Raw genomic sequence first — 14,135 nt, 5'->3', positions numbered from 1 at the left:
GATGAGACAGGGCGTATGGCAGCCCACCAGGCAAGTACGGCCGAGCTTGAGGCCCTGGTTCGACAGCTACGTCAGGAGCTGGCCGACAAGGAGCGGCTCATCGCCCAGTTGCAACGCCAGCTGGCCCAACTCGGGGCCGAAGCCGGTGCGGGCGAGTCATCCCCGCCACAGCCGCCCCCAGCGTCCGAAGAGGCTCCTCCCGGCAGCCGGGCGGATCTGCTGAGCCAGTTGGACAAACTGTATCAGGACAAATAAGTGGCCCCGGATCGGTTCGACACTCAACGGTACAGCGTCTCGACCAGGGCGTGCTGATAGGCGCGTACTTGCTCGGCCTTGAGGAAAAACGAGGGCTCCATCAGGGTCAGTGAATCTGCCACTTCCCAGCGCGCGTTGATCTGAGCACGCACCTCGTCCGGCGTTCCGACCACCGCAAAGGTTTCGACCATGGCGTCCGGAATGGCCGTAATCATGGCCTTGGGATCCTGGGCCTGAGCGGCCGCCGCAGCCCGACGGGCGGCCTCGCCAAACCCGTGGGCGGCAAAATACTTCTCATACTGGGCGATGGACGAATAAAAGGCGACCGTGCCCCGCGCATCGGCAATCGCCTGGCGTCGGTCAGGATGAATCGCCACATAGGCCCAGATGTTCAGATCGAAATCGCGGCGGTTTTTGTTGGCCGTGGCCAGCCCCGCCTCGAGATTCGGCTCCACCCGGTCTCGAATCCACTCCGCCGACCAGATCGGGTGGCCGGCCAGCCCGTCGCCGAGTTCGCCGGCCAGCCGCACCGCACCGGTGAACAGGGCCGACAGGTAGATCGGAATACTGGGCCGGACCGGCGGGCGCAGGATATTCAGGTCGCTGAAATCGACCGTGTAGTACGCGCCCTGCCATTTGCCGAGCTTGCCCAGATGGCCCTGTTCAATGATCAGACGGATGAGGGTAATGACCTCGCGCAGACGCGCCAGGGGCGGGTCGTAGGCCACGCCGTGCCAGTTCTCGTTAAAGCGGCGCACGCTGGGACCGATGCCCAGGACCGTCCGGCCGCCGCTGATCAGGTCGAGGTCCAGGGCCGACAACGCCGTTTCAAACGGACTCCGGGTAAAGGCCAGCGTCACCCCGGTGCCGAGTTTCAGCCGCTGGGTTCCGCCCGCGGCGGTGGCCAGGGGCAAAAACGGCGGGCCGGGCAGCTGAATGCCCCACAGCCCGTCCAGCCCCAGCTCTTCGGCACTTTTGGCCGCGTCAAGAATCTGGACCGCCGTTTGTGGCGGCAGAATACCCCAATACCGCTTGCCGTTGATCGCCATCCTGATCTCCTGTCGTGCCTGCTTGTAGACGCCCTTATGACGCCCGGCAGTCGAAACCGCAAGCCCTGTTCGCCCCCGCAACCCTTTACCCTGGCTGGCGAAGCGGTTAAGCTGGCCGGCGCGGAGGAACAGCATGGATTTCAACTTTACCCCCGAAGAGGAAGCCTTTCGTCAGGAGGTCCAGACCTGGCTGCAGGCCAATTTGCCCGAGGGTTACGACCCCCAGCACTTCGACGATATTGATGTCGACGCCCGCTTCGAGTATCAACGCGCCTGGCAAAAGACCGCCTCCAAGGACGGCTGGGTCGGCATCCACTGGCCCAAGGAGTACGGCGGCCGCGGGGCGAGTCTGATGCAGATGTTCATCTACAACCAGGAAATGGCCAAGGCTCACGCGCCGCGTTTTGCCAATACCCTGGGCCTGATGATGGCCGGCCCGACACTGATCCACTGGGGCACGGACGAGCAGAAAAAAGACCATCTGCCCAAGATTCTGTCTGGGGACGAAATCTGGTGTGAGGGGCTGTCGGAACCGGGCGCCGGCTCCGACCTGGCCTCGATGCAGACCCGGGCCGTTGAACAGGGCGACTATTTTGTGGTCAACGGCCAGAAAGTCTGGACCAGCTTCGCCCACCGCGCCGACTATATCCAACTGTTTGTACGCACCAATCCGGACGCCCCCAAGCACAAGGGCATCAGCTGTCTGCTGGTCGATATGAAGACGCCCGGCCTCAGCCTGCGGCCGCTGGTGCAGATGACCGGAGACGCCGAGTTCAACGAGGTCTTTTTTGAAGATGTGCGCGTACCCCGCACAAATCTGATCGGTCCCAAGGACGAAGGCTGGAAGGTCCTGGTCACCACCCTGATGCACGAGCGGGCCGGGATTGGCAACGAGCTGCCCGTCCACCGCCATCTGGCCGAACTCATCGACCTGGCCAAAGAACTTGACCTGGGCGGCAAACCGGCCAGCCAGGACCCTGCGGTTCGCCAACAGCTGGCCCAGTTCTCGATTGAGTGCAAGGCCATCACCTACAATATGTTCCGCAGCCTCAGCAAGCGTATTCAGGGCAATCCGCCCGGCCCCGAAGGCTCGGTCAACAAACTGGCCGGCTCGGAGCTGAACATGCGGCTGGCCATGTTTGCCACCGAACTGCTCGGTCCCTACGCCCAGCTCGTTCAGGGCTCGGACCACGCGCTCAGAAGCGGGCGCTGGCCCAAGGCCGCCCTGGCCTACCGTTTGCTGACCATAGCCGGCGGGACCTCAGAGATTCAGCGTGGCATCCTGGGCGACCGGGTCCTGGGATTACCAAAAGGATGACATCATAAGGAGGAACAACAATGGGCAAACTTGACGGAAAAGTTGCAGTCGTGACCGGCTCGGGCCGCGGCATCGGACGCGGAATTGTCACCCTCATGGCCAAAGAAGGGGCCAAGGTCGTGGTCAACGATCTCGGCGCCAGCGTGGACGGTGAGGGGCAGGACACCGGTCCGGCCCAGCAGGTGGTGGATGAGATCAGCGCGGCTGGCGGTCAGGCCGTGGCCAACACCAGCAATATCGCCACCGTCGAGGGCGGCGAGGCGCTGATCCAGACTGCGGTCGATAGCTTCGGCAAACTGGATATTCTGGTCAACTGCGCCGGGATTCTGCGCGACCGCATGATCTTCAATATGAGCGAAGAAGAGTGGGACGCGGTGGTCGCGGTCCATCTGAAGGGCCACTTTTGCACCATTCGTCCGGCTTCGGCGCTGATGCGCCAGCAAAAGGGCGGCCGTATCATCAATTTTTCGTCCGGCTCGGCCCTCGGCGCACCCGGCCAGCCCAACTATGCGGCCGCCAAGGCGGGCATCCTGGGTTTGACCTACAGCTGCGCCAACGCCCTCAAGAAATACGGCGTGACCTGCAACGCCATCCTGCCCGGTGCGGCGACCCGTATGACCGACACCATCCCGGCCAATTTTGCCCAGCAGATGGGCTTGACCGAGAGCAGTGATGCCGCCCAGGAACAAGCCAGCCCCATGGACCCGGCCAATGTCGCCCCGATTGTGGTTTTCCTGGCCAGCGACGACGCCCAGGAGGTGACGGGTCAGGCGTTTGGCGCCAGCGGTTACCGGATCTCCGTCTATACCCATCTTGAGCCGGAAAAGACGATTTACAGCCCGGGTCCGTGGGATCTCGACCACCTGTTCAAGGTGTTCAAGGGCACCCTCGGCTCCCATCTGAATCCGCCGCGTATGCTGTAGCGCACACGACGCTTCTCAGCCCCGGCGTTCTGCCCCAGGGTGGACGGGGTGATTCATCCTCGCCTGTCTGAGCAGCAAGAGAGGATGAATCACATTTTCATACCCTTTTTTGAAAGGAAACACACAATGACACGTCCAATCTGGAGCATGAGCGCGCTTGTCATGGCTCTCCTCATAGGGAGCTGGAGCGCATGGGCTGAGGATCAGGCCGCCGAAGCAATGACGATTGCCGACGGCAGACAGGTCTCACTGGAATACACCTTAACCCTGGGCGACGGCAGCCAAGCCGGCACCAACGTCGGGCAGGAGCCGCTGGTCTATATCCACGGCAGAGGCGAGTTGGTCAGCGGACTTGAGCAGGGGCTGCTCGGCCTCAAGGTCGGCGACACAAAAAAGGTCGTGGTGTCTCCCCAGGACGGCTACGGCGAGGTTGACCCCGGCCGCACCCAGCAGGTGCCGCTGGACAGAATCCCGGAGCAGGCGCGTAAGGTCGGCGCCCAACTCCAGGGTGTGGGGCCGGACGGGCAGATGCGGTTTGCCAAGATCACCGCGCTTGACGACACCAACGCCACGATTGATACGAATCACCCCCTGGCCGGCCAGGAGTTGACCTTCGATATCACCGTCCTCACCGTCGAAGAGGGTGGCAACCGCATAGAGATGCCGCCCGCCATCACGGTTCCCACTCAACCGGAGCAATAGCCGGCTCAATAGGAACCGGGACCATATCTTCAGAGGATACTGGTATCCAAGAGGTAGCGGGGACCCGGCATCAGAATCAAAGCTCCGTATCATCCAGCAGGGGGAGTGCTTCATCCACATCTGGAAAAGTTTCGTCAAGCGGCTCCGAGGTTGCGAGCAAGTCCAGCAACCGACCTTTTCTGACAGGCTCGACGATCAAACGGTCTCCTTCCTTGTGGATGATGACCTCATCGCTCTCCAGCTCGAACTCTCGCGGAATACGCAACGCCTGGCTACGGCCATCCCGAAATAGACGAACTCGCCGCTCGGAAGGCATGGTCACCTCCCTTCCCGGCCGCCCTTGAAGATATGCGGGGGCTCCGGCACTTGACGGCCGTCAACGCCGTCGCGATGCAAGTGCGTCCGCGTCCCGGGAGGCTTGGCGCGACCGACCCCGAATACGGTTAAGCCAGTTGCCCCGTTCATCCGAGGACACCCGATCCCAGCCTAATGTGAGTATGGCTTCCGAGCCACAGTAAGGACAGTTTCCTTGAGGAATACTGGGGAATGATTCCTCACACTCCTGACACTGATAGGCGCAGGTTTCCTTTCGCCACATCCGCTCCTCCTCATCTCCATCAACCCGCGCGGCCTACTCTCTATCTTTCCCGAATAGGCCGCAGACATCCGGCTATAGCATCTTTTTTCGGATCGTGTGAAGCCTGGGGAAAATGGCGCAGGCTCCGGAGCACAGGCCTCCAGCCTGCCAGACGCGCGATGCAGGTGTCGCCTCGGTTCCGTTTCGGCCTTTTTCCCTCTACACTGGGAGCTATGACGACAGAGCAGTCTGTCAACAGAAAAGCGCTCTTTTTGCCTGACCGGCGGCCGTTTAATTTTGCCCACGTGCTGACCGGCCTGCGGCTCGTCCTGACCCCGCTCTTTGTGTACGCCATCGACACCGGCTGGCGGCGGCCAAGCCTGCTGAACGCCGGGCTGGTGACCGGGCTGTTCCTCCTGATCTGCGCCAGCGACTATTACGACGGGCCGGTTGCCCGGACGCTGGGTCTGAGTTCCGGGCGGGGAAAAATCTTCGATAACCTGGCCGATATCAGCTTCCTGCTGGTCACGCTCGGCTATCTGGTTCACCTGGGGACGGTCCCGTGGTGGATTCCGACAGCCGTGGCCGTGGCCTTCGGCCAGTACGTGTTGGACTCCTGGCTGCTGTCAGACCGCGATACGAGCGTTGTCCTGGTGTCCAACCCGATCGGTCACTGGGCCGGAATTCTCAATTTCATCGGCACCGGCGTGCTGGGGCTGCATACGGCCACCGGCCAGCAGCTCCTGCCCGAGCTCGCCACGCAGGGCCTGCTCGGCCTGTGGCTGGTCTATCTGCTGCTGGCGATGGGTCTGCGGCTGCGCTTTTTCCTGCACGCTCGGCGCCTTGGGCCGCGCCGGGACTAGCTGGCCGGTGCGCCTTCCAGCTTCACCTCATCACCGGCCTTGCGAATATCGGCAAAACGGACACCGGCAATCGGCAGGGCGCACAGACCCTGGGCCACCAGGGTCAGGAACTGGACGGCGTTCAGCACTATACCATAGGCCAGCCCGTCTACCTGACTGACCCCGAACAGCCCCAACGCCAGCTGGCAGGCGTATTGATAGGGGCCGATCATGCCCGGCAGATTGGGCAGCGCCGTGCCAAAGCCGATGAAAATGAACACCACCAGGGCAGCGCTGAACGGGGCGTTCAGATCGAAGGCGCGGATCATGATATAGCTCGACACAATCGGCAGAAACCACAGCGCCAGCGAGACCACAAACACCGCTAGCAGTAGGCCGGGATTGGGCAGAATCCGCATCCCGGCAGTCACCGCAGCCAGAATGCTTTTGACCCGACCGCCAAAGCGTGCCGGCAGCAGGCGGAGGACCCAGCGATCAATGAACGCCTCACCCTTCCACCAGAACAGCACGACCACGGACACGAAGACGCCGGCAATCGTGGCCGGGACCAGAGCGCCTTGGCGGACCCAGACGGGCAGGCTTTCAATAAACAGCAGGCCGGCCAGCATATACAAGACGATGCAAATCGAATCCATCATCTTCTCGACCACCAGATTGCCGATCACATTCGAGAATGACACGCCCGAGCGGCGCGACAGCAGCCAGGGCCGGACGATCTCGCCCAGGCGGACCGGCAGCAGATTGATGGCCATATAGGCGACCGAGGTCACGACCCACAGCCGACCGACCGGTACATGTTCGAGGGGGCGGAGTTCCAGTTGCCAGCGCCAGGCGCGGAACACCATGATCAGCAGGCTGACAATCACCGCCACCAGCAGCCAGCCGCCATCCACCCGGGCCAGGGCCTGGCCCAGCTCGTCGAGTTCGACATTCCGAAAGGCCAGGTACAGAAAACCGCCGCTGACGACCAGGCTGAGCGCCAGATTCCGTACGCGATGCGAGTCGCCCCGTGCCGCTGCCATGCTTCCTCCGAATTCCGTGGGCTGCCGTGCAGGCGGCCCTGTGTATATCACGCGCTGCCTGCTTGACAAGCCTTTGCCTCCGGGTGAACAATCCGGCAGCAGAGACCAGACAGGCGGACGGGGAAGTCTTCCGGCTCGGGGGGTCATCAGCGTCCGTTTTTGAAAGGAATCAGCCGTATGAGCCGTGAGCAGAATCTGGCGGTGGCCCAAGCCGTGAGCCTCAAACCGATTGAGGAGATCGCGGCCCGCTTATCCCTTCCCCCTGAACACCTTGAACTCTACGGTCGGGTCAAAGCCAAGGTCGGACTCGAAGCGCTGTCGGACGCAGCCGCCCGTCCCCAGGGCAAACTCATTCTTGTTTCCGCCATTACCCCAACCCCGGCGGGTGAGGGAAAGACCACCACCACCATCGGCCTCGGCCAAGCCCTGGCGCGGCTGGGCAAAAACGCCGCTGTCGCCGTCCGCGAGCCGTCGATGGGACCGGTGTTCGGCGTCAAAGGCGGCGGCTGTGGCGGCGGCCGCTCACAGGTCCTGCCGATGGAGGACATCAACCTGCACTTCACCGGCGACATCCACGCCGTCAGCTCAGCCCACAACCTGTTAGCCGCCATGCTCGACAACGCCCTGTTTCACGGCCAGACCGACTGCGACGTGCGTCAGATTCGCTGGCGGCGGGTTATGGACATGAACGACCGGGCGCTGCGTCAGATCGTCCTGGGTCTGGGCGGCCGGCTGATGGGCGTGCCGCGCGAGGACGGCTTTGATATCACCGCCGCGTCTGAGATCATGGCCATTCTGTCGCTGAGCAGCGGCCCGGCCGATCTGCTCGAACGCCTGTCGCGGATTGTGGTCGGCTTTACCCGCGGGCGCCAGCCGGTCCTGGCCCGCGACGTTCAGGCGCCTGACGCCATGGCCATCATCCTCAGGGACGCCCTGAAACCGAATCTGGTCCAGACCGTCGAAGGCGTGCCGGCCTTTGTCCACGGCGGACCGTTCGCCAACATTGCCCACGGCTGCAACAGCGTGCTGGCAACCCGCTTGGCCCTCAGCTACGCCGACTATGTGGTCACCGAGGCCGGTTTCGGCTTCGATCTGGGCGGCGAGAAGTTTCTGGATATCAAGTGCCGCGAGGCCAACATCTGGCCGTCGGCGGTGGTGCTGGTAGCCACCGCCAAAGCGCTGAAAATGCACGGCGGCACGCCCGTTGCCGAGGTCACCAAACCAGACCTGACCAGCCTCAAGGCGGGCATGGACAATCTGGCCAAGCACGCCGAGAGCATCCGCACCTATGGCCTGCAACCGCTCATTGCGGTCAACCGCTTTGCGGCCGACAGCCCGGACGAACTCCAGCTCATCGTAGACGAGTGCCAGGCCCTGGGCGTGCCGGCCACGGTCATCGACGTGTTCGGTCAGGGCGGCGAGGGCGGCCTGGCCCTGGCCGAGGCGATTGTCGAGGCGTGTCAGGACGACCCACCGCCGCCGCGCTTTCTGTACCCCTCGGACATGCCGATTGAGGACAAGATTCGCGCCATCGCCCAGAAGATCTATGGCGCCGCCGACATCAGCCTGCTACCGCGCGCCCGGACCGATCTCAGACGTATCGACGACCTCGGCTACAGCCATTTTCCGGTCTGCATGGCCAAAACCCAGATGTCGCTGTCCGACGACCCCAAGCGCTACGGCCGGCCGCGCGACTTCACCCTGTCGGTACGTGAGATTCGGCTGTCGGCCGGGGCGGGTTTCTGCGTGCCGCTGACCGGAGACATGCTGACCATGCCGGGCCTGGCCGCCAAGCCGGCCGCCTTGGGCATGAAGATGGATGCGACCGGCAGGATTTCGGGCATGTTCTAGGCCGCAACGCGCAACACGAGGAAGCATCATGAAATTCGGACTGTTTTCCCTGTTCGACTTTTTCCAGGATCGCCAGGACGAGGGTCGCTATTATCAGGACACCCTCGACCTCGTCATCCGCTCCGAACAGCTCGGCTTTGACTCGGTCTGGCTGGGCGAGGAACACTTCTACTCCTTCGGCATCTGTCCCAGCCCCCAGCTGTTTCTGACCGCCCTGGCCCGCGAGACCACGACCCTGCGGCTGGGCACCGCCATCAGCCTGCTGCCGTTCGAGAACCCGCTGCGCAAGGCCGAGGACTTCGCCATGCTCGACATTCTGAGCAACGGCCGGCTCGACTTCGGGGCGGGACGCGGAATCATTCCCAAGCATTTTGAGGGTTTCTGCATTCCGCCCCAGGAGAGTCAGGCGCGCTACGAAGAGGCTCTGGAGATTATCCGCCGGGCCTGGACCCAGGACAGTTTTTCCTACCAGGGCCAGTTCTGGCAGGTACCGGAACTGTCGGTGTCGCCCAAGCCGGCCCAGAAACCTCATCCGCCGATCTATCGCGGTACGCTCAGCCTGGAATCGTTTGAAACCGCCGGGCGGCTGGGCGACAACGCCTTTGTCGTGCCGTGGCTGTCCGCGCCCCACCCCGAGGTGCGGCGTCGGGTCGAGCGCTACCGGGCGCTGCTCAAAGAGCACGGCCACACCGGGCAGCAGGAAACCTTTATCTTTTTCCTGTTTGTCGATCACGACCGACAGCGGGCCCTGGCCGAGGCCAAAGAGTGTACCCGCAATTATATTGACTTGGTCTCGTCATTTGCGCCGCCCGAGGCGATGGCCCAGCTGCGCTCGGGCGATCCGCTCCGGGCCTTCCTCGAGCTGATGCAATCCCTGCCCGACAATCTGGAGGAGCGGGCGATTGTCGGCAACCCGCAAGACTGCCGGCGGCGGCTGGGGGAGCTACGGGACGAGTTCGGCATTGAGCAGGTAGCCTTCTACATGCACGCCGGGGCGCGGGATCCGGCCCGGGCCAAGCATGGGCTGGAGGTCTTCGCCCAGGAAGTGATGCCGGAGTTTGCCTAGCCGCCGCGACAGCCAGGCATTTCCCGACCCGGGCCGTCTGCCGGCCTGGAACGTCGGCGAGCTGCCCGCCCCGCCGCGCTTCAGCGTCCGCAATGCCCTACGCGAAATCGGGCCCGGGGTCATCCTGGTCGGGGCCGCCATCGGCAGCGGCGAGTGGCTGCTCGGCCCGGCCCTGACCGCCAAATACGCCGGCAGCATGCTGTGGATCGCCACGGTTTCGGTCGTCCTCCAGTCGTGTCTGAACCAGGAGGTCGCCCGCTACGCCCTGGCCACCGGTGAGCCGATCTTCACCGGCTATATGCGCTGCTGGCCCGGTAGCAAGTGGTACAGCATGTGGTATCTGAGCCTGGACGCCGGCGTGCTGTGGCCGGGCCTGGCCACCAATGCCGCCACCGCAGTCGCCGCCGGCATCCTGAGCGTGCAGCACGACGCCTACGTCATGCCGAGCCAGGCTGACGCCGTTCTGGTCACCGCCTGTGCCTACGCGATTTTTGCCGTGTGCGCCGGCCTGGTGCTGTTTGGCGGCAAGGTCTACACCATGCTCCAGGTGACGATCACCTTCATGGTCGTGTGGATCTTCAGCTATCTGCTGTTTGTTGACCTTTTTATGGTCAGCGGCCGGTCGTGGGGCTTGGTCTTGGCCGGTTTTGTCAACTTCGGCTACTTCCCCGACGGACAGGCCCTCGACTGGGCGCTGATTGCCGGCTTTGCCGCCTTTGCCGGGGCGGGCGGTTTGGGCAACGCGGCGATCAGCAATTATGTCCGCGACAAAGGCTGGGGCATGGGCTCTCTGGTCGGCGCCATTCCGTCTGCGGTCGGCGGCAAAGAGATCAGCCTGTCGCACCTGGGCATGGTCTTTCCGGTCACCCCAGACAGCCTGCGTCGCTTTCGGGAGTGGTGGAAGTACATTCTGTTCGACCAGGCTCTGATCTGGGGCGGAGGGGCCATGCTGGGCATTGCCCTGCCGGCTATCCTGGCCGTTGAGTTCATCGATCCGAGCCGGAGTCTGGGCCAGTGGCAGGCGGCGGCGTTTCAGGCCGAGGGCATTGCCAGCCGCTATGGCGCCGTCTTCTGGTATCTCACCCTGGTGTGCGGCTTCTGGGTGTTGTTCTCCAGCCAGCTCGGCAGTATGGACGCCATCGGCCGGCGCTGGAGCGATATGATCTGGACCGGCAGCCAGCCGGAGCGGACGGCCAGGGGATCGCGCCTGGTGTGGTCGGCGACGGCCGGCCTGGTCGGGCTCGGGCTGCTGGGCGTGTGGCGGTCCGGGCTCCTGTCCAGCCCCCAGCTGCTGCTGGCGACCGCCTTTGTGTACGGCGTGCCGGCCGCGATATGGGCCGTGCGACGGCTGGCCGCCAGCATGCGGGCCGACCGGCTTGAGACCCGTGTCCTGACCCCGCTGGTGCTGATCTACCTGTTCAGCGTGCTCGGCTGCGTCGCCATGTCGGCGCTCAGGGTCGGCCAGACGGCCGGCGCCGACGGCATGTGGGTCGAGTGGCGCACGACCGTCAGCGTCTTCGTGTTCGGCACGGCCTGGCTGGTCGGCTCGGCCTTTATTCTGGCCCGCCATATGCCGCCCCATAACGTGTACAAGATCTACTACCTGATCATCGGCATGTATGTCACCTGGTGTTCCATCGCCATGCAGATCGCCCGACCGCTGACGATGATTCTGATCATGTCGAATATCGCCGGGTTTCTGCTGGCGGTCAGCGCCCTGCATACGCTGTACGTCAACCGCCGCTTTCTGCCGCCCGCCCTGCAACCCCGGTGGTGGAAACAGCTGGCCCTGCTGGGCTGCTCGGGCTGGTACTTTTTCATGAGTTTCATGGCGCTCGACGCCCGGCTCGACGCCCAGCTGGGCTGGAGTCTGCGCGGCGACCTGCTGCCATAGGAGAACGAACCATGAGTGACGATTCATCCTGGGAGGCCAAGAATCACGCCGCGACCCAACTCCACCTGCAGGGCCGCTACGCCGAAGCCGAGGACCTCTTTGTGGCCGCCCTCGAAGAGGTCGAACAGTCCGGTCAGGAAGACCTGCGCCTGGCGTTGGTCCTGAACAATCTGGCCAATCTGTACCATAATCAGAACAAATATGACCGGGCCGAGCCCTTGTATCGACGCGCCCTGGCCATTCGCGAAGCGCTGCTCGAGCCCACCCATCTGCTCGTCGCCCAGAGCCTCAACAACCTGGCCTCGCTGTGCCGTGACCGCAGTCAATACGCCGAGGCCGAAAGCCTGATCAAGCGCTCGCTGGCGATCAAGGAAAACCTTCACGGCGCGCGTCACATGAGCCTCACCAACAGCATCAACACCCTGGCCGCGATCTATGGCGACCAGAGCCGTTATGCCGAGGCCGAGGAGCTGTTCAAGCGGTCGTTGGACATCAGACAGGACGCCTTTGGCCCCCACCATCCGTCTGTCGCCAGCAGTCTGGTTGGCCTGGGCGAGACCTACGTCGGCCAAGGGCACTACCCGGAGGCTCGGGCGGTTTTTGAGCGGGCGCTGCGCGTCAGGGAAGAGGCGCTCGGCCCGGAGCACCCAGCGGTGGCGGCCGTGCTGGAGGCCGAGGCGCGACTGCTGAGGAAGATGGAGCGTGAGGCCGAGGCCCAAGAGGCGGAAGCTCGGGCTCAGGCAATCCGCGCCCGGAATGCCTGAGCCCGCAGGTTTAGGCGGCCTGCTTGGCCGGGACCATTTCGTCGAGCTGGATCAGGATGCCATCCGGGTCTTCGGCAAACGCGCTGCGGATGGTGCCCTCTTTGGTCTTGGCCAGGACGTGCGGCGCGGCGGCGAACTTCACCCCCTTGGCCTTGAGGTCTCTGTACATCGCGTTGAGCCCTTTGACCCAGAAGCCGATATGCGAGATGCCGACCTGATCGACCTTGATGCTTCGGCCGGTCGGCGGCTTGCCTTCCGGCGCGATGATGACCACGATCGGGGCGTCCTCAGTCATGCCGTACGGCCCCTTTTTCACCCGACCGTAGCGCAGGGTGGCAAATTTGATCTTGCGGTTTTTGACCCGGTAGATGCCCGCATCCTCGCCTTGGCCTTCGACGTTGGTGCCCTCCTGGGCGACCTTGAAGCCGAGCAGATCGCGGTAGAAATGCAGCGAGCGGTCAAAGTCGCGGGCGCACAGCGCAACATGGGACATTCCTCTTGGTCTTGCCATAACAATCCCTCCTTCCTGATGTGAGACTCCGAACGACTCCTTATCCTGTACGCCACTCGGTCATGGCGGGTCAAGACTTGCGCGCGGTTTCGCTAGGGCGTGTTCACGCTAGTAGAGTTGGAAGGCGGGAAGATTCCAGCCGGACAGAACGTGCTCGTGCTCAATTCCCTGAGCCGGACCGCTTTGACATCGCCCGCAATCCGCAAGATCACATCGCCTTTGGCTATGGCATCCATTATCGCTTGGGCGCGCCGTGGGCTCGGCTGGAAGGCCGGAGAGTTGTTGTTCGAGTGTCCGCCTTTTACCCGTGCGATAGAACGGGTCGAGCAGATTACGTCGATGGTTGTCCGAGGCCCACAGACTTGGCCGCTCCAATTTGATACGGCAGGAGCGTAAGGTTCGGACAAAAAAGGAGGAGCAGATGGTGCTCACCAACCTCCACAGGTATATGACCGAGGAGAGGATATGACAAAACAACAGGCGATCGACACAGTCAACAGGTATCTGAAACTCCTCCTGACCGACTTCCCCGAGTGCGTGAAAATGATGACCGACGATTTCGTCTGGGAAAATTTTCTGCCGTCCCATGTGCCGTTTGGCGGCCGCTACGAGGGTGTGTCGGGACTACAACACTATTTCGCGCACCTGACAGAGAAGGCGGCCAACGGCGAACTCGTCTTCCACGATTTTATTTACGACCCGGAGACGCGCATTCTGGCGGCGCCCGGGGTCGAAAAAAACGGCAGATCGATAGAAACGGGTCGCGCCTGCGACATGCCGTTCGTGTGGGAGTTCCGATTCGCGCCGGATGGGAAGCTCGCCTACCTGCGCGAATACAACGACACGGCCGCTATTGGCGGGACATTCGATAGCTAGAACAATTTGGGGTGACGGCCCACCGCCGGGAGAGCTTACAGGCCCCACCAGACGAGAGCGGAACGGCTTGGCTACAGCCTAACGTAAAACGCTCTAATAATCGCGTGGCTCGCATAGTAGTGATTCTTGATGTGGTCGAGAAACACCGTGTCTTTGACGCCGGGCAGGACGTACAGGCGTTTCGTGTAGGCCCACAGATTGGGACAGTCGATCAGTCGGCGCAGGTTGCAGAAGTGGCCGTGATACACCGCGTCGAAACGCACCAGCGTTGGGAATACGCGCCAGTCTGCCTCCGTCTCGGTCTTTTTCCCACGTGCCGTCAATCAGGACTCCCATGCTGGCTCCCTCAGGGTTGCCGGGTACACCTGTAATCGGGTCATGGCGTTTCCGATCTGCGGCTTGCCCGAGCGGTTCCTACAACGCAAGCTTGAACGTATCCGCCAAGCCATTGGCATAAGAGATAC

Annotated in this window: 15 protein-coding genes; 10 read left to right on the top strand and 5 right to left on the bottom strand. The window is 63.0% G+C overall.

Annotation, left to right across the window (positions count from 1 at the left end):
- Positions 1 to 15 precede the first annotated feature (15 nt).
- Positions 16 to 255, top strand: coding sequence for a hypothetical protein (locus tag J4F42_06190; GenBank protein ID MCE2485084.1), 240 nt, complete (start codon positions 16 to 18; stop codon positions 253 to 255).
- Between the two features lie 23 nt (positions 256 to 278).
- On the opposite strand, the gene J4F42_06185 is transcribed toward J4F42_06190, so the two are convergent.
- On the bottom strand, positions 279 to 1,304 hold the full coding sequence (locus J4F42_06185) for an LLM class flavin-dependent oxidoreductase (GenBank protein ID MCE2485083.1): 1,026 nt from the start codon (positions 1,302 to 1,304) through the stop codon (positions 279 to 281).
- A 133-nt stretch (positions 1,305 to 1,437) separates the two neighbouring features.
- Between J4F42_06185 and J4F42_06180 the strand changes: the two genes are divergently transcribed.
- The 3 genes from J4F42_06180 to J4F42_06170 all read left to right on the top strand — a co-directional run bounded on the left by J4F42_06180 (position 1,438) and on the right by J4F42_06170 (position 4,247).
- Positions 1,438 to 2,622 carry an acyl-CoA dehydrogenase family protein gene (locus J4F42_06180; GenBank protein ID MCE2485082.1) on the top strand — a complete coding sequence of 395 codons (1,185 nt, stop codon included), beginning with the start codon at positions 1,438 to 1,440 and terminating at the stop codon, positions 2,620 to 2,622.
- A gap of 20 nt (positions 2,623 to 2,642) precedes the next feature.
- Positions 2,643 to 3,545, top strand: a complete 903-nt coding sequence (locus tag J4F42_06175; protein ID MCE2485081.1) for an SDR family oxidoreductase — start codon at positions 2,643 to 2,645, stop codon at positions 3,543 to 3,545.
- Between the two features lie 126 nt (positions 3,546 to 3,671).
- Positions 3,672 to 4,247, top strand: coding sequence for a peptidylprolyl isomerase (locus J4F42_06170; GenBank protein MCE2485080.1), 576 nt, complete (start codon positions 3,672 to 3,674; stop codon positions 4,245 to 4,247).
- Positions 4,248 to 4,323: 76 nt separating this feature from the next.
- On the opposite strand, the gene J4F42_06165 is transcribed toward J4F42_06170, so the two are convergent.
- Positions 4,324 to 4,563: an AbrB/MazE/SpoVT family DNA-binding domain-containing protein gene (locus J4F42_06165; GenBank protein MCE2485079.1), complete on the bottom strand. Its 240-nt coding sequence runs from the start codon at positions 4,561 to 4,563 to the stop codon at positions 4,324 to 4,326.
- 494 nt (positions 4,564 to 5,057) lie between these two features.
- On the opposite strand from J4F42_06165, the gene J4F42_06160 reads away from it, so the two are divergent.
- Positions 5,058 to 5,687 (top strand): CDP-alcohol phosphatidyltransferase family protein, encoded by a 630-nt coding sequence (locus J4F42_06160; GenBank protein MCE2485078.1) that lies wholly within the window; start codon positions 5,058 to 5,060, stop codon positions 5,685 to 5,687.
- Here the strand turns inward: J4F42_06160 and J4F42_06155 are convergent.
- A complete protein-coding gene (locus J4F42_06155; protein ID MCE2485077.1) occupies positions 5,684 to 6,709 on the bottom strand; it encodes a flippase-like domain-containing protein in 1,026 nt (341 codons plus the stop codon). The genes J4F42_06160 and J4F42_06155 overlap by 4 nt on opposite strands.
- Before the next feature lie 177 nt (positions 6,710 to 6,886).
- Between J4F42_06155 and J4F42_06150 the strand changes: the two genes are divergently transcribed.
- From J4F42_06150 to J4F42_06135, 4 genes are read left to right on the top strand one after another with little or no spacing between them, the layout of a single operon-like run.
- Complete coding sequence (locus J4F42_06150) at positions 6,887 to 8,560, top strand: formate--tetrahydrofolate ligase (GenBank protein MCE2485076.1); 1,674 nt, start codon at positions 6,887 to 6,889, stop codon at positions 8,558 to 8,560.
- A 28-nt stretch (positions 8,561 to 8,588) separates the two neighbouring features.
- Entirely contained in the window at positions 8,589 to 9,626 is a 1,038-nt protein-coding gene (locus J4F42_06145; protein MCE2485075.1) for an LLM class flavin-dependent oxidoreductase, read from the top strand.
- Positions 9,619 to 11,520, top strand: a complete 1,902-nt coding sequence (locus J4F42_06140) for an Nramp family divalent metal transporter (GenBank protein MCE2485074.1) — start codon at positions 9,619 to 9,621, stop codon at positions 11,518 to 11,520. The genes J4F42_06145 and J4F42_06140 overlap by 8 nt, the downstream gene beginning before the upstream one ends.
- 11 nt (positions 11,521 to 11,531) lie before the next feature.
- Entirely contained in the window at positions 11,532 to 12,284 is a 753-nt protein-coding gene (locus tag J4F42_06135) for a tetratricopeptide repeat protein (protein ID MCE2485073.1), read from the top strand.
- Between the two features lie 10 nt (positions 12,285 to 12,294).
- On the opposite strand, the gene J4F42_06130 is transcribed toward J4F42_06135, so the two are convergent.
- Entirely contained in the window at positions 12,295 to 12,795 is a 501-nt protein-coding gene (locus tag J4F42_06130) for a VOC family protein (protein MCE2485072.1), read from the bottom strand.
- A 465-nt stretch (positions 12,796 to 13,260) separates the two neighbouring features.
- On the opposite strand from J4F42_06130, the gene J4F42_06125 reads away from it, so the two are divergent.
- Positions 13,261 to 13,671 carry a hypothetical protein gene (locus tag J4F42_06125; GenBank protein ID MCE2485071.1) on the top strand — a complete coding sequence of 137 codons (411 nt, stop codon included), beginning with the start codon at positions 13,261 to 13,263 and terminating at the stop codon, positions 13,669 to 13,671.
- A gap of 71 nt (positions 13,672 to 13,742) precedes the next feature.
- Here the strand turns inward: J4F42_06125 and J4F42_06120 are convergent, their stop codons facing one another.
- Positions 13,743 to 13,994: a hypothetical protein gene (locus J4F42_06120; GenBank protein MCE2485070.1), complete on the bottom strand. Its 252-nt coding sequence runs from the start codon at positions 13,992 to 13,994 to the stop codon at positions 13,743 to 13,745.
- Positions 13,995 to 14,135 lie beyond the last annotated feature (141 nt).

The sequence above is a fragment of the Desulfurellaceae bacterium genome, assembly GCA_021296095.1.
GTDB lineage: Bacteria > Desulfobacterota > Binatia > Bin18 > Bin18 > JAAXHF01.
Note: the sequence above shows the minus strand (reverse complement) of the source record. Positions and strands in the feature narration are given on the sequence as shown.

What these genes read in the sequence shown, in the direction of transcription:
- J4F42_06190 (MCE2485084.1), top strand. Translation starts at nt 16, where the DNA reads ATGGCAGCCCACCAGGCAAGTACGGCCGAGCTTGAGGCCCTGGTTCGA.
- J4F42_06185 (MCE2485083.1), bottom strand. Translation starts at nt 1,304, where the DNA reads ATGGCGATCAACGGCAAGCGGTATTGGGGTATTCTGCCGCCACAAACG.
- J4F42_06180 (MCE2485082.1), top strand. Translation starts at nt 1,438, where the DNA reads ATGGATTTCAACTTTACCCCCGAAGAGGAAGCCTTTCGTCAGGAGGTC.
- J4F42_06175 (MCE2485081.1), top strand. Translation starts at nt 2,643, where the DNA reads ATGGGCAAACTTGACGGAAAAGTTGCAGTCGTGACCGGCTCGGGCCGC.
- J4F42_06170 (MCE2485080.1), top strand. Translation starts at nt 3,672, where the DNA reads ATGACACGTCCAATCTGGAGCATGAGCGCGCTTGTCATGGCTCTCCTC.
- J4F42_06165 (MCE2485079.1), bottom strand. Translation starts at nt 4,563, where the DNA reads ATGCCTTCCGAGCGGCGAGTTCGTCTATTTCGGGATGGCCGTAGCCAG.
- J4F42_06160 (MCE2485078.1), top strand. Translation starts at nt 5,058, where the DNA reads ATGACGACAGAGCAGTCTGTCAACAGAAAAGCGCTCTTTTTGCCTGAC.
- J4F42_06155 (MCE2485077.1), bottom strand. Translation starts at nt 6,709, where the DNA reads ATGGCAGCGGCACGGGGCGACTCGCATCGCGTACGGAATCTGGCGCTC.
- J4F42_06150 (MCE2485076.1), top strand. Translation starts at nt 6,887, where the DNA reads ATGAGCCGTGAGCAGAATCTGGCGGTGGCCCAAGCCGTGAGCCTCAAA.
- J4F42_06145 (MCE2485075.1), top strand. Translation starts at nt 8,589, where the DNA reads ATGAAATTCGGACTGTTTTCCCTGTTCGACTTTTTCCAGGATCGCCAG.
- J4F42_06135 (MCE2485073.1), top strand. Translation starts at nt 11,532, where the DNA reads ATGAGTGACGATTCATCCTGGGAGGCCAAGAATCACGCCGCGACCCAA.
- J4F42_06130 (MCE2485072.1), bottom strand. Translation starts at nt 12,795, where the DNA reads ATGGCAAGACCAAGAGGAATGTCCCATGTTGCGCTGTGCGCCCGCGAC.
- J4F42_06125 (MCE2485071.1), top strand. Translation starts at nt 13,261, where the DNA reads ATGACAAAACAACAGGCGATCGACACAGTCAACAGGTATCTGAAACTC.